Raw genomic sequence first — 13,834 nt, 5'->3', positions numbered from 1 at the left:
CCCTCGCGGAACGTCAGAGGTTCCACCAGGGGCGTTCGTGACAGCCTTCGAGCATCGAACTACGCCGTACCGGTGATCGGGGCCGGTTCCGGCGGGCACTCGTCGCTGGCCGCGACCACTCGGTGCCGGAAGTGTCGGCCGATCGGCCGAGCAACGCAGCGCAGCTGTAACCGCTTGGCCGATACCAGTAGGGGTTGACGGGAGCCACGCTTAAGGCAGTTCAAACCACTCCTGACCTGCGGGGAGGCCAGAAATGTTTTCACTCATCATGACTTGGATCGGTGCGCTGCTCGGCATGGCGCTGTTGGTCGCCATGGCGGTGGGCACCTTCGTGGTCGATCTGGACGACGCGTTCGGGGACCGACGGCGGAAGGCCGCCGATGTCAGGGAGGCCAGTCCGCCGGTCGGTTAGCCGTCACATCTGGGAGAGTGCCTTGCGGTACTCGTCGAGGTCGAAGGCCAGCTCGTCGGTCCCAGCGGGCTGAAGCTGCTTCGCCAGCACCTCGGTCAGCCGCTCGAGCACGTCGTCGCGCTCCGCCCCGCTTTCGGAGAGCCTCGACGCCGCTTCCCAGACCTCGGCAGGCTCGTTGTCCCAGAGCTGATCCACCACGGCCGTCTTGAGCGCGAGCTGCATCCGCGGCTCGCCGTCGAACTCCTCGGCCGCCAGCGCCTCGTGATACTCCGGGTGCTCACCGATCACCAGCAGCCTGCGCTGCTCGGGGTCGGTGGGCTCCAGCTCGAGCTCCTCGTCGCCGATCTCGGTGTAGACCGAGGGGATGGCGAACATGCGGCGCTCGATCGTCTCGGCGATCTCCTCGGCGCTGTCGAACTCCTCGGTGCCGTCGAGGTAGACGTCGGCGGCCGAGTCCTCGTCCTGCCCGAACTCCTCCAGGTAGTCCGCGACCGCGCTGAGCAGCGCCAGCTTGGCGGCGTCCGGCACACCAGCCCGGTCCGCGCCCCAGCCGGCCCAGGCGAGCAGCACGTCGCCGAGCACCGGCTCGTACTCCTCGTCGAGCTCGAACTCGCCGTCCAGCAGTGACTCAAGGAACCGCGCGAGCTTCTCCGGGCCGACCCGCAGCGGGTTGACCGGCTCGTACTCGCAGCCGTAGTCGACGAGCAGCCGCGCCACCGCGCGGGTCGCCTCGTTGTCCTCGACCTCGTGCTCCGCCGCGAGGAACTCGGCGACGACCTCGTCGCGCGCCTCGTCGGTCAGCTCGAGCAGCTCGGGCGACTCGGCGGCCTGGGGGAAGGCGCGCAGCCGCACCAGCGCGAGCGAGCGGAACCGGGCGAAGTCCTCGCTGACGTCGGGCTCTTCGATCGCGTCCGTGGTCGCGAACCCGTCGGCGAGCAGCTGGTGCGCCCGCGCCGGCTCGACGTCGACGATCGTGACCAGGTCGCTGTCCTCGGCCGCCTGCTTGCGCATGTCGGCGAGCACCTCGTCCGGCGCGTCGACCACGACGACGTCGCGCACGCGGCCGCCGTCGGTGAAGTCGAGCAGCGCGAGCACGCCGTGCTTGGCCTCGCCGTAGCTGAAGGTGCACAGCAGCGACGTCTCGTCGCCGTAGACGTCACGGCTGGCGATGCACTCGCCGAGGGTGACCTGGCCGAGCGTGTCGGCCCAGTCTGGCGCCGGGATACCGCGGCCCAGCACGGTCTCCAGCGCGGCCGCGGCCTCCTCGCGCTCCTCCTCGGTCTCGCCGAGCACCTTGAGCGCGGCCAGCAGCGCGGCGGCGCCGGGGGTGATCTTGCGGCTCGCGAAGCCGATCAGCTCCAGGCCGAGCGGCGACTCGTCCTCTTCGAGCGGGAAGTCCCACCACTGCCCGGTCACCTCGGAGGTCAGCAGCTCGACTTCCAGCGGGTCCGGCTCGGTGCCGACGGACGCGAAGTCCTTGAGGATGTCCTTGAAAAGACCGTTCACACTCTGCGGCTCGGGCTCGGAAACCCTCTTGCGCACACGACTCACCGGGCTCATGTCGCACATGCTTCCATCGCGGATTTCGCCATCGTCAAAGACCCCGATCGAGCATGCCGGCGAACGCGTCCTCGGTGATCACCGGAATGCCGTAGTCCCTGGCCTTCCGGCCCTTGCCGGACAGCGTGTCGGGATCGGCCGCGACCAGCAGTTTCACCTTCTTCGTGACGGCGGGATGGACGTTGAGGCCCGCGTCGAGCGCGCGCTGCTCCCAGTCGGGACGCGGCTGGCTCATCTCGCCGGTGAAGACGACCCGGTCGCCGCGTTCGAGCACGAACCGGTCGATCACCGGCGGACGGCCGCGCGGCGCGTCCCGCAGCGCGTGGTCGACGTCGTAGACGGTGAGTCCGAGCAGGTCACCGACCTGGCGGAGATCGGCGAGCTCGGCGGCGGTGACTCGGCCGTCGACGAGCGCGGCGGTGGCCAGCTGGCCGAGGTAGGCGCGGTGCAGGCCGGTCGCGGTGATCCGGTCGATGCCGAGTTCGGCGGCGATGGTGACCAGCGCGTCGGCCTCGGCGACCGAGATGTGCCGATCCAGAAGTGCCTGATCGAGTGAAGCGAGGTAAGCCGTCTGCTCGCCGTCTGCGTGCGTGGTCGGGAGGTTCTCGACGAGCCTGGCGAGGAAGTGCTCGTCCCTGGCTTCGGCGTGCTCCCTGGCCATCCACGGCGCCTCGTCACCGAAGAACGACGGCCACGGGTGCTCACCCGCGAGTTCGAGTTCTTGGCGCCAGCGCGGACCTTCCGGGTCCATGCGCAGGTAACCGCCGAGCAACCGCGCGGTGGCGAACGCGTCGGCGCTGGCGCGGTGCGCGTCTTCGATGGTGATGCCGAACGCGGCACAGCAGTCGGCGAGACTCCGGCCCGCGCCGGGCAGATAACGCTGGCCCAGCTGCATCGTGCACATGCCGACGTGCGGCCCGAGCGGGACGCGGTAGCCGTGGCGCGCGTACTCGGAAGCGAGGAAGCCGCCGTCGAAGCGGAGGTTGTGCGCGACCATGACCCGGCCGGCCAGCAGCCGGGCGAGCTCACCCGCGACCTGGTCGAACGTCGGCGCGCGCAGGATCTGCGCCGCCGTCACGCGATGGATCCGCTGCGGCCCGAGATCCCGGCGCGGATTGACGAGCGTTTCCCACTGGCCGGTGATTTCCCCGATCGGTGAAACGTGCACCACGGACAATTCGACGACGCGATCCCGGCGGGTGGAATCCAGCCCGGTCGTTTCGAGGTCGACGACGGCGTATCCCGCCATACTGAGTCCTCCACGGTGTCACGTAGCGAAAGCACGTGACAGCTTGCCGTATCCGATCGGCATTTCCGGGAGGACTCGCCGTAAAACACGAACGCCGGGGCGACGGTTTTCAGGCGGGCGCGGTCGCCTGGATTCGAGCAGGGATCCCGAATCGGCCGTCGCCCCGGCTTGATCGCGGGACGAGCTCGATGGGGATAACGACGGGACCCCGCCGGAAGTTACGCCCGAACCACCTTGGGCAGCGCGATTCTCGCGTTGCGGACCTCGGCCAGCAAACGGGTCTTGCGTTTGTGAGTTTCCACCAGATCGGCCAGGTACGAGCTGAATTCCTCAGCGCTGTCCGCCCGTTTGTGCAAAGTCCGGAGTTTGCGCAGCTGTTTGGCCGCTTCCCGGTAGTAAGAAGGATCTTTGTGCGCGATCAATTCATCGACATGAATCTTGTAAACCGGGATCACTTCGACCGGATGATCTTGTTCACGCAGTTCGGCGAGTTCGAGTCGCAGTTCGAGCGAGCCACCGTAGCGAGTGGACACCCGCCAGGCCTCGTCCGGCCGTTCCTCGGTCAGCAGTACGCGGACGAGCTCGTCGGCGACCGCCGCGTCCTCGTCGGCGCGTTCCCGCAGCAACGACAGCGCGGCCCGCTTCTGCGCCGGCCACTGGCCATGTTCGGTGGCGACCTCACGCAACGCCAAGTAGGCGGCATGCGACGGTTTGCGGTCGAACTCGGTGCGGCGCAAGGTAAGCGCCTCGTCGGCCTGTCCGGCCTCCTGGTACGCGCCGGCCAGCTCGTCGACCACCGGCGCCCGCGACGGGCCCTTGTCGTGCGCGAGCGCCTTGGCCGCGTGCGCGATGGCCTCGGCGTGCCGCCCGGCGCCGCGCAGCACCCTGACGATCTTGAGGCTGATGTCCAGCCGAGGCGGTTTCGCCGAGAGGATGGCGACGAGCGCGTCGACATCGCCGGAGATTTCGGCGATGTCCTCCCTGAGCCGCTCGGCCGTCGCCAGCTGATGACCGTCGACGCCATCGGCGATCATCTTGTCCACAGTGGACTTGATACGGGCGATGCCCTTGTCACCCAGCGCCTGCGCGAAGTCGGCCAGTTCGATCTCCGGCCAGTCCCGCTCGCCGAACTCGATCCGCAGAATCCAGTCGGCGAGCCCGTTCACGTCCGGCGGATGCGCCACGCAGGCACGCGCGTAGAGCTCGACGGCCCGTTCGAGCTCGTCGTAGACCACGCCGGAGTAGTCGTCGATCTGTTCCAGCACCCGGCTGATGTCGTCGACCGTGCGCCGGGCCAGCGGCGCCAGGTCCGCGCGGCTGCCCGCGTCGAGCAGGCGCTGCAAGGTGTCCAATACGGACCCGACCTTGGTCGCGTACTCGAAGCTGCCGCCGACGGCCGCGGTGTCGAGCAGCCGATGCGCCTCGGCGACGTCGCCACCCTGCGTACCCGCCTTCAGCTCGAGCGCGCGCCGCAACTCGGGGTCGCGGCCGGCTTGGGCATGGAGGAGCTCGATCAGCGTTTCCGCGTCCAAGGTGCGCAAATACCCGCGCAGATCCGTCGTCGAACTCATCTCGGCCATTTTGCCGCACCGCCGCAACCGAGCGTGTGGGCCAACCGCGTAGTCTTTTCGGCCTAATATGCTACGGAAAGTCACCGCTGTCGAAGCCCTTCCAACACGGCTTGCACTGTGCGAACGTCTGGCGGAGCCGCCGTCGACGACCGCACGGCCTGTAACGAAAGCGGTTCCGCGGGCGCCCGCAACACCGGCCCCCGAATCCGTCCGGTCAACCGCGTCGCAAGACAGAAAACCAGCCCGGCCAAGATCAAAATCGCCGCGCCGGCGGCGAGCGCCCCGGTCAGCGTCCGCCGTCCACTGTCGACAGCGAGCTGAGTCGCATAGGTACTTTGCCGGGTGTACAAGGCGGACAGCTGCTCTCCGACATCCCGCGCGGCCGCCCGCCAGTCGGCGTCGGCGATCGGCGGCGAGCCCCCGGTGACCAGCGCGTACTCGACGGCGGTCACCCGGCTCCAGCTCTCGCTGCTGATCAGCGCGGTGTACAGCTCCGTCCCATAGGCACTGAGCTTCCCGCCCGCCGCGTCGAGATTCGCATGGTAGACACCGATTTGCGCGGCATACTCCCGGCTTTCCCGCGCGGGCACCGAGCCCGCGGCGGCCAGCACATCGGTCCGGAACATCCCTTCGGTGGCCCGCAGCAACTGCACGGCCGTCTCTTGTTCGACGGCCAGCCGCGCGTTCGGCGCGTCCCGTGCGAACCCTTCGAGCTTCGTGATCGCTCCGTCGATGGCCTGATTGAACTCGGCAGCCGACCGTCCGGCCTGTACCGCGACAGTCCGCGAATCCTGTTGCGCCGTAATGAATCGCGACGCCTCGCTGGCCGCCTGAACACCTTGTTCCGCGAAGTTCCGCACCTGCGCGGCCTGCCGGATGAGCAATCCCGCGACCACGACGGCGACCAGCACCAAGGCGACGGTCGGCACCAAAACCGTGATCCGGCTACGCAGCGTCTCGGTATACCTCAAGTGGGCCCAGCTCCTTCCCTGAGCGGCCCCGAGCCACCAACAAGCTATGCAGTCTGCAATTTGCACGTCAACGCGTGTCCGCCATACGGCCGTTTGCACTGCGTGACCGTCACGGACCGGGTTCGCCATACTGGCCGGGTGACCCTCGAAGACCTCATCCAGCGCCTGCGCGACTTCGCCGCCGCCCGTGACTGGGAGCCGTACCACACCCCGAAAAACCTGGTCATGGCCTTGTCCGGCGAAGTCGGCGAGCTGACTTCGCTGTTCCAATGGCTCACGCCCGACGAGGCGAAGGCCTGGCGCGACGACCCCGCGCTGGAGGCGAACGTCCTCGACGAGATCGCCGACGTGACCCTCTACTTGGTACGCCTCGCCGACGTACTCGGCCTCGACCTGTTCGCCGCCGCCAACGCCAAGATCGACCGCAACGAACTGCGTTTCCCCGCCCTGGAGCGCTAAACGACGGTCAGCCGCGGCCGTCCCGGCGACACCGGCCGCGGCCGGTGTCGCGTCGAGACGGCCGCGACGACGAGCCCGAACATCATCCCGGAGAGGTCGTCGGACCCGAGCCGCAGTTCCGCGGCGACGTCGTGCACGCTCTTGCCGTTCTCCCGCAGCGCGGCGAAGACCTTGGTCAGCAGTTGCGAGGTCTCACCGGGAATCCCGTCCGGCTCGCCCTTGCGATAGCCGAGCCTGCTCAGCTCGACGCACGCCGACCGATATTGCCAGTCGCTGAGCATGTCGAGCTCGTGCAGCCGGTAGGTGAGCGCGAGCGCGGAGACCCGCCAGATCTGTTTGCCCTCCAGGATCTGGTCGATCAACGGAGCCTGCGGCATCAGCGCGCGAACACTTTCGTTCGGCATCAGGAACGCGCCGGCGAACGCGTTGGCTTGCTGCTCCGCCTCGGGGCCACGCGACTCCCTCGCCCCGGCGTGCATGACAAGGTGCCCGAGTTCGTGCGCGGCGTCGAACCGGCTGCGTTCCGGCGTCTTGCCGGTGTTCAGGAAGACAAAAGGCGTGCTCGCCTGCCAGAACGAGAACGCGTCGACCTCCGAATGCTCGGTGGCCAGCGAGAACACCCGCACCCCGTGCGCCTCGAGCAGATGAATGACGTTCGGGATCGGTTCGTTCCCCAGCCCCCACCGCGCCCGCGTCATCTCGGCGGCGGTCTCGGGATCCGGATGGTCGAGTGTGGGCAGATCCGGTTCAGGCAACCGGAAAGTCTCTTCGAGCCAAGCGTTGAACTCGACCGCCAGCACCCCGGCACTGACCGCGGACGCCCGCTTCCCCAGGCTCAGCTTGCTCCGCGCCCGGAAGGCGACGGCCGTCTCAGGCACCTCTTCGCCGGGAGGCGCCATGAAGAACGCCTCGGGAAAGCCCAGCACCAAAGCCAGCCTTCGCAGCGTCCCGGCACTGGGCTGCTGCCTGCCACGCTCGTAGTTGGTCACGCTCTGCGCGCTGACGTCCAACCGCCGTGCCAGCTCGGCAACGGTGAGGCTGCGCCGTTTACGCGCCAGCGTGATCCGCTCGGGGGTAACCATGATCCCGCCATTGTTGTTCGCCTGCTCCGCCGCCGCGCGTCGGGGTCAGCGCATCTCAACGGTGACGAGCGATCCTTCACCCGCCGGGGAATCCACCCGCACCACCGGCGGGAAGCTTTTCGGCGCCAAGCAAAGCCGCTTCGCCCACGACGTGATCTTCTGCCCCTGACTCGTCGGCGCGGGCTGCGAGACCTCGATGTGCACCCGCCGTTCGCCGGTCTTGTCTTCCTCGTACCGCGTGACGACGAACCAGGTCTTGGCGACCTCGGCCTTGTCCAGCCCGAGGTACTCGTCGATCCCCGGGATCGCCATGCCGACGAGGTCGTTGTGCGCGGTCAGGTTCGCGTTGACCGCCCCGATCTCGTGGTAGCTCTCAAGCCTGCCGTCGGGATTGCCGGTGTGCTCGTTGCCCTGCATGACCCCGACGTAGATGTCCCCGTTCGGGCTCACCATGAACGGGGCGTTGGCCCGGTTCTCCGGCGTCCACCCCTGGCGGTGATAACGCCGGCGCAGCTCGCGAACCCTCGCCATCCAGTCCCGCAGCCCGTCCGCGGTGCTGGGGTCGAACTCCGTGACCAACCCACGTTCCTCAACGCCTTTGCGCACGGCGATGTAGAGGTCCTCCCGCCTGAGCCCGAGCCTCGCCAGCCCGGCATCAACGGCAGCGGCCCCGTGATAGGCGTCAGAGACGAAGTCGGGCAGCAGCTCGCCAGGCAACGCAGACATCGCTTCCCCCTCCTCAACGGTTATGACAACCCTACCGCAAATGCGGTCCCAATCTCATAAGCCAGCCCCAGCGTGTCGCCCACCGCGAAGCGCAAACTCCCGTACGGGACCGGCAAAGATGCGTACGCGAGCAGCAAACACCGGCTCCGGGCTGGCGTACCCAGAGAGTCGGCACGCGTGCTCAGCAAGTCGGCTCGCGTACCCGAAGGGTCGGGACGCGTGCCTGGGGAGTCGGGACCGTCTCTGGATGGCCGACACGAGGTGCCTGGGCGTGGGATACGGCGTGCCGACTCCTCAGGTACGCGCGGCGACTCTCCAGGCACACGCGCCGTCCGTCCAGGCACGCGACCGCGGCGGGTTTCGGGCATAAAAAAGGGCCCGGCCCCGGGAGAACCTGGGGTTCTCGACCGGGGCCGGGCCTTTATGTTGAGTTCGGCGGCGTCCTACTCTCCCACAACCCTTCGGTTGCAGTACCATCGGCGCTACCAGGCTTAGCTTCCGGGTTCGGAATGGGACCGGGCGTTTCCCTGGCGCTATAACCACCGAAACACTACGAAACAACACACTCACTGAGCCGATCTAGCTGGCCCGGGTGTGGGGTTTCAGAGCTGTAGAGTGGATGCGAAGCATTTTTGTGGGCAAGCCCTCGGCCTATTAGTACCAGTCAACTCGATAACACATTACTGTGCGTCCATTTCTGGCCTATCAACCCAATGGTCTGTTGGGGGCCTTAACCCCTCAAAGGGGGTGGGATACCTCATCTTGGAACAGGCTTCCCGCTTAGATGCCTTCAGCGGTTATCCCTTCCGAACGTGGCCAACCAGCCATGCCACTGGCGTGACAACTGGCACACCAGAGGTTCGTCCGTCCCGGTCCTCTCGTACTAGGGACAGCCTTCCTCAAGTATCCTACGCGCGCGGCGGATAGGGACCGAACTGTCTCACGACGTTCTAAACCCAGCTCGCGTGCCGCTTTAATGGGCGAACAGCCCAACCCTTGGGACCTACTCCGGCCCCAGGATGCGACGAGCCGACATCGAGGTGCCAAACCATGCCGTCGATATGGACTCTTGGGCAAGATCAGCCTGTTATCCCCGGGGTACCTTTTATCCGTTGAGCGACACCCCTTCCACCAGGTGGTGCCGGATCACTAGTCCCGACTTTCGTCCCTGCTCGACATGTCTGTCTCACAGTCAAGCTCCCTTGTGCACTTGCACTCAACACCTGATTGCCAACCAGGCTGAGGGAACCTTTGGGCGCCTCCGTTACTCTTTGGGAGGCAACCGCCCCAGTTAAACTACCCATCAGGCACTGTCCCTGAACCAGATCATGGTCCGAGGTTGAGATTCCCAATTCGACCAGAGTGGTATTTCAACAACGACTCCACAACCACTAGCGTGATCGCTTCACAGTCTCCCACCTATCCTACACAAGCCGAACCGAAAACCAATACCAAACTATAGTAAAGGTCCCGGGGTCTTTCCGTCCTGCCGCGCGTAACGAGCATCTTTACTCGTAGTGCAATTTCGCCGGGCCTGTGGTTGAGACAGCCGGAAAGTCGTTACGCCATTCGTGCAGGTCGGAACTTACCCGACAAGGAATTTCGCTACCTTAGGATGGTTATAGTTACCACCGCCGTTTACTGGCGCTTAAATTCTCAGCTTCACCCCCCAAAGGGAGTTAACCGGTCCTCTTAACGTTCCAGCACCGGGCAGGCGTCAGTCCATATACATCGTCTTGCGACTTCGCATGGACCTGTGTTTTTAGTAAACAGTCGCTTTCCGCTGGTCTCTGCGGCCACCCACCCCTAGTCCGCAAGGGACTTCAAGGTGTTTGGCCCCCCTTCTCCCGAAGTTACGGGGGCATTTTGCCGAGTTCCTTAACCACAGTTCACCCGATCGCCTTAGTATTCTCTACCTGACCACCTGTGTTGGTTTGGGGTACGGGCCGTGCATGCACTCGCTAGAGGCTTTTCTCGGCAGCATAGGATCACTCTACTTCACCTCAATCGGCTACGCATCACGTCTCAGCCTTATATGAATGGCGGATTTGCCTACCACTCGGCCTACACGCTTACACCAGTACTACCATTCACTGGCGGAGCTACCTTCCTGCGTCACCCCATCACTTGACTACTACGGAATCAGATCCCACGCTCCACAACAAACATTCACCCGAAGGCTTCAGCTTGCGCTTTGGGTGGTTAGTATCAACCGCCTCATCAGGGACGCACATGCTCGGGTACGGGAATATCAACCCGTTGTCCATCGACTACGCCTGTCGGCCTCGCCTTAGGTCCCGACTTACCCTGGGCGGATTAGCCTGGCCCAGGAACCCTTGGTCATCCGGCGGCAGAGTTTCTCACTCTGCATTCGCTACTCATGCCTGCATTCTCACTCCCACACCCTCCACGACTGGCTTCCGCCGCCGCTTCCCTGGATGCAGGACGCTCCCCTACCCATCCGTGCGACTAGACAAGACCCCGAAGGATCAAGCCGATCTATTGCACGAATGACACAGCTTCGGCGGTGTGCTTAAGCCCCGCTACATTGTCGGCGCAGGACCACTTGACCAGTGAGCTATTACGCACTCTTTCAAGGGTGGCTGCTTCTAAGCCAACCTCCTGGTTGTCTGGGCAATCCCACATCCTTTCCCACTGAGCACACACTTAGGGGCCTTAGCTGGTGTTCTGGGCTGTTTCCCTCTCGACGACGAAGCTTATCCCCCGCCGTCTCACTGCCACACTCTCACACCACGGTATTCGGAGTTTGGTTGATTTCGGTAACCCGGTAAGGCCCCTAGACCATCCAGTAGCTCTACCCCCGTGGAGAAACATGTGACGCTGCACCTAAATGCATTTCGGGGAGAACCAGCTATCACGGAGTTTGATTGGCCTTTCACCCCTACCCACAGCTCATCCCCTCAGTTTTCAACCTAAGTGGGTTCGGGCCTCCACGACGTCTTACCGTCGCTTCACCCTGGCCATGGGTAGATCACTCCGCTTCGGGTCTAGACCACGCGACTAAAATCGCCCTATTCAGACTCGCTTTCGCTACGGCTACCCCACACGGGTTAACCTCGCCACGCAGCACTAACTCGCAGGCTCATTCTTCAAAAGGCACGCCATCACCCGAAGGCTCTGACGGCTTGTAGGCACACGGTTTCAGGTACTCTTTCACTCCCCTCCCGGGGTACTTTTCATCTTTCCCTCACGGTACTAGTCCGCTATCGGTCTTCAGGAAGTATTTAGGCTTACCGGGTGGTCCCGGCAGATTCACAGCAAATTCCACGAGCTCGCTGCTACTCGGGAACACCACCAAGAAACACAATCACAGTTTTCGCGTACGGGACTCTCACCCACTCCGGTCTGCTTTCCCAAACAGTTCCACTAACTGCAACGTGCCTCCGAAGACTTGTCAGAATCTTCAAGGCGGGTCCCACAACACCGCACACACAACGCCTGACAGCTTGACATGTGCACGGTTTAGCCTCATCCGCTTTCGCTCGCCACTACTCACGGAATCACGGTTGTTTTCTCTTCCTACGGGTACTGAGATGTTTCACTTCCCCGCGTTCCCTCCACACACCCTATATATTCAGATGCGGGTAACACCACATAACTGGTGCTGGGTTTCCCCATTCGGAAATCCTCGGATCTCAGCTCGGTTGACAGCTCCCCGAGGCATATCGCAGCCTCCCACGTCCTTCATCGGCTCCTGAAGCCTAGACATCCACCATGTGCCCTTAAAAACTTGACCACAAAGATGCTCGCATCCACTCTACAGTTCTCAAACACCACACCAGAAACAACACCAGCGTGCTGCCTCAGGACCCAACAGCGTGCCAGCGAACAATTCAACTCTCGACCTCGGCAGTCACGTTCCACGCGGGAAAACCCGCAGTACTTGCTCAGCTCTGCTCGCAGAGGAAAACCATAACCAGTAGTTCCACAATTCCTTGAGCAACCACCGCGGAGATACATTTGATCTCCAAGTGGTGGCCACCCCACGATCTGGTACCGGGTATCCCGGGATTCGTGGATGTGTTGTGCTCCTTAGAAAGGAGGTGATCCAGCCGCACCTTCCGGTACGGCTACCTTGTTACGACTTCGTCCCAATCGCCAGTCCCACCTTCGACCACTCCCCCTTGCGGGTTGGGCCATGGGCTTCGGGTGTTACCGACTTTCATGACGTGACGGGCGGTGTGTACAAGGCCCGGGAACGTATTCACCGCAGCGTTGCTGATCTGCGATTACTAGCGACTCCGACTTCACGCAGTCGAGTTGCAGACTGCGATCCGAACTGAGACCGGCTTTAAGGGATTCGCTCCACCTCGCGGTATCGCAGCCCTCTGTACCAGCCATTGTAGCATGTGTGAAGCCCTGGACATAAGGGGCATGATGACTTGACGTCATCCCCACCTTCCTCCGAGTTGACCCCGGCAGTCTCCCACGAGTCCCCGCCATAACGCGCTGGCAACGTAGGATAAGGGTTGCGCTCGTTGCGGGACTTAACCCAACATCTCACGACACGAGCTGACGACAGCCATGCACCACCTGTGAACAGACCACAAGGGGGCACCCATCTCTGGATGTTTCCTGTCCATGTCAAGCCCAGGTAAGGTTCTTCGCGTTGCATCGAATTAATCCACATGCTCCGCCGCTTGTGCGGGCCCCCGTCAATTCCTTTGAGTTTTAGCCTTGCGGCCGTACTCCCCAGGCGGGGTGCTTAATGCGTTAGCTACGGCACGGACAACGTGGAATGTCGCCCACACCTAGCACCCACCGTTTACAGCGTGGACTACCAGGGTATCTAATCCTGTTCGCTCCCCACGCTTTCGCTCCTCAGCGTCAGTATCGGCCCAGAGTCCCGCCTTCGCCACCGGTGTTCCTCCTGATATCTGCGCATTTCACCGCTACACCAGGAATTCCAGACTCCCCTACCGAACTCAAGTCTGCCCGTATCGATTGCACGCTGAAGGTTAAGCCTCCAGTTTTCACAACCGACGCGACAAACCGCCTACGAGCTCTTTACGCCCAATAATTCCGGACAACGCTCGCACCCTACGTATTACCGCGGCTGCTGGCACGTAGTTAGCCGGTGCTTCTTATCCAGGTACCGTCACTTACGCTTCGTCCCTGGCGAAAGAGGTTTACAACCCGAAGGCCGTCATCCCTCACGCGGCGTCGCTGCATCAGGCTTGCGCCCATTGTGCAATATTCCCCACTGCTGCCTCCCGTAGGAGTCTGGGCCGTGTCTCAGTCCCAGTGTGGCCGGTCACCCTCTCAGGCCGGCTACCCGTCGTCGCCTTGGTAGGCCATTACCCCACCAACAAGCTGATAGGCCGCGGGCTCATCCTGTACCGCCGGAGCTTTCCACCAGCCTCCATGCGAAGGCTAGTCATATCCGGTATTAGACCTCGTTTCCAAGGCTTATCCCAAAGTACAGGGCAGATTGCCCACGTGTTACTCACCCGTTCGCCACTAATCCACCCGAAGGCTTCATCGTTCGACTTGCATGTGTTAAGCACGCCGCCAGCGTTCGTCCTGAGCCAGGATCAAACTCTCCAACAATGAACAGTTTAATCGAGGCAAAATACTTGCTCTCAAAGGAACCTCAAACGAGGTTCAATAAATAAGCTCTACTGGCTTAGTTCACTAGCACACTGTTGAGTTCTCAAGCAACACACCGAGGATCGCATCAGGTTTCCCTGACCTTATCCAGAGCGAATTGTTTTCTAGCAAGTTTTCGGGACTCTATCTCTCCCGGTCGGCCACCCGGTTTCCCTGGCGACTTGGAGAACTTT

Annotated in this window: 8 protein-coding genes and 3 rRNA genes; 2 read left to right on the top strand and 9 right to left on the bottom strand. The window is 63.4% G+C overall.

Going from position 1 to position 13,834, the window contains the following annotated elements; genetic code table 11:
* Positions 1 to 268: 268 nt before the first annotated feature.
* On the top strand, positions 269 to 412 hold the full coding sequence (locus AB5J62_RS00055) for a hypothetical protein (RefSeq protein ID WP_370950501.1): 144 nt from the start codon (positions 269 to 271) through the stop codon (positions 410 to 412).
* Between the two features lie 3 nt (positions 413 to 415).
* On the opposite strand, the gene AB5J62_RS00050 is transcribed toward AB5J62_RS00055, so the two are convergent.
* From AB5J62_RS00050 to AB5J62_RS00035, 4 genes are all read right to left on the bottom strand, one after another.
* Positions 416 to 1,972 carry a hypothetical protein gene (locus tag AB5J62_RS00050; protein ID WP_370946031.1) on the bottom strand — a complete coding sequence of 519 codons (1,557 nt, stop codon included), beginning with the start codon at positions 1,970 to 1,972 and terminating at the stop codon, positions 416 to 418.
* A 34-nt stretch (positions 1,973 to 2,006) separates the two neighbouring features.
* Positions 2,007 to 3,221 (bottom strand): exonuclease domain-containing protein, encoded by a 1,215-nt coding sequence (locus AB5J62_RS00045; RefSeq protein WP_370946030.1) that lies wholly within the window; start codon positions 3,219 to 3,221, stop codon positions 2,007 to 2,009.
* 218 nt (positions 3,222 to 3,439) lie between these two features.
* Positions 3,440 to 4,792, bottom strand: coding sequence for a tetratricopeptide repeat protein (locus tag AB5J62_RS00040; protein ID WP_370946029.1), 1,353 nt, complete (start codon positions 4,790 to 4,792; stop codon positions 3,440 to 3,442).
* A gap of 80 nt (positions 4,793 to 4,872) precedes the next feature.
* The gene (locus tag AB5J62_RS00035) at positions 4,873 to 5,703 is read right to left on the bottom strand and encodes a histidine kinase (RefSeq protein ID WP_370946028.1); all 831 of its coding nucleotides are present in this window, start codon (positions 5,701 to 5,703) and stop codon (positions 4,873 to 4,875) included.
* Positions 5,704 to 5,901: 198 nt separating this feature from the next.
* Here AB5J62_RS00035 and AB5J62_RS00030 point away from each other — a divergent pair, with 198 nt between their 5' ends.
* Positions 5,902 to 6,222, top strand: coding sequence for a nucleotide pyrophosphohydrolase (locus tag AB5J62_RS00030; RefSeq protein WP_091299810.1), 321 nt, complete (start codon positions 5,902 to 5,904; stop codon positions 6,220 to 6,222).
* Here AB5J62_RS00030 and AB5J62_RS00025 read toward each other — a convergent pair.
* The 5 genes from AB5J62_RS00025 to AB5J62_RS00005 form a co-directional block, all read right to left on the bottom strand.
* On the bottom strand, positions 6,219 to 7,304 hold the full coding sequence (locus tag AB5J62_RS00025; RefSeq protein ID WP_370946027.1) for a helix-turn-helix domain-containing protein: 1,086 nt from the start codon (positions 7,302 to 7,304) through the stop codon (positions 6,219 to 6,221). The two genes, AB5J62_RS00030 and AB5J62_RS00025, sit on opposite strands and share 4 nt — an antisense overlap.
* Before the next feature lie 45 nt (positions 7,305 to 7,349).
* Positions 7,350 to 8,030: a hypothetical protein gene (locus AB5J62_RS00020; RefSeq protein WP_370946026.1), complete on the bottom strand. Its 681-nt coding sequence runs from the start codon at positions 8,028 to 8,030 to the stop codon at positions 7,350 to 7,352.
* A 430-nt stretch (positions 8,031 to 8,460) separates the two neighbouring features.
* A 5S ribosomal RNA gene (gene rrf / locus AB5J62_RS00015) occupies positions 8,461 to 8,577 on the bottom strand.
* An 87-nt stretch (positions 8,578 to 8,664) separates the two neighbouring features.
* Positions 8,665 to 11,787 (bottom strand): 23S ribosomal RNA (locus AB5J62_RS00010).
* 300 nt (positions 11,788 to 12,087) lie between these two features.
* Positions 12,088 to 13,601 (bottom strand): 16S ribosomal RNA (locus AB5J62_RS00005).
* The 16S, 23S and 5S rRNA genes sit together here, the layout of an rRNA operon.
* Positions 13,602 to 13,834: the final 233 nt, after the last annotated feature.

It is taken from the genome of Amycolatopsis sp. cg5 (genome assembly GCF_041346955.1).
In the GTDB taxonomy this organism is placed as follows: domain Bacteria; phylum Actinomycetota; class Actinomycetes; order Mycobacteriales; family Pseudonocardiaceae; genus Amycolatopsis.
This window is presented reverse-complemented; position numbering and strand designations above follow the sequence as displayed.

Coding starts and splice junctions, on each gene's coding strand:
- AB5J62_RS00020 (WP_370946026.1), bottom strand. CDS start 8,030: ATGTCTGCGTTGCCTGGCGAGCTGCTGCCCGACTTCGTCTCTGACGCC.
- AB5J62_RS00045 (WP_370946030.1), bottom strand. CDS start 3,221: ATGGCGGGATACGCCGTCGTCGACCTCGAAACGACCGGGCTGGATTCC.
- AB5J62_RS00055 (WP_370950501.1), top strand. CDS start 269: ATGACTTGGATCGGTGCGCTGCTCGGCATGGCGCTGTTGGTCGCCATG.
- AB5J62_RS00025 (WP_370946027.1), bottom strand. CDS start 7,304: ATGGTTACCCCCGAGCGGATCACGCTGGCGCGTAAACGGCGCAGCCTC.
- AB5J62_RS00040 (WP_370946029.1), bottom strand. CDS start 4,792: ATGAGTTCGACGACGGATCTGCGCGGGTATTTGCGCACCTTGGACGCG.
- AB5J62_RS00050 (WP_370946031.1), bottom strand. CDS start 1,972: ATGAGCCCGGTGAGTCGTGTGCGCAAGAGGGTTTCCGAGCCCGAGCCG.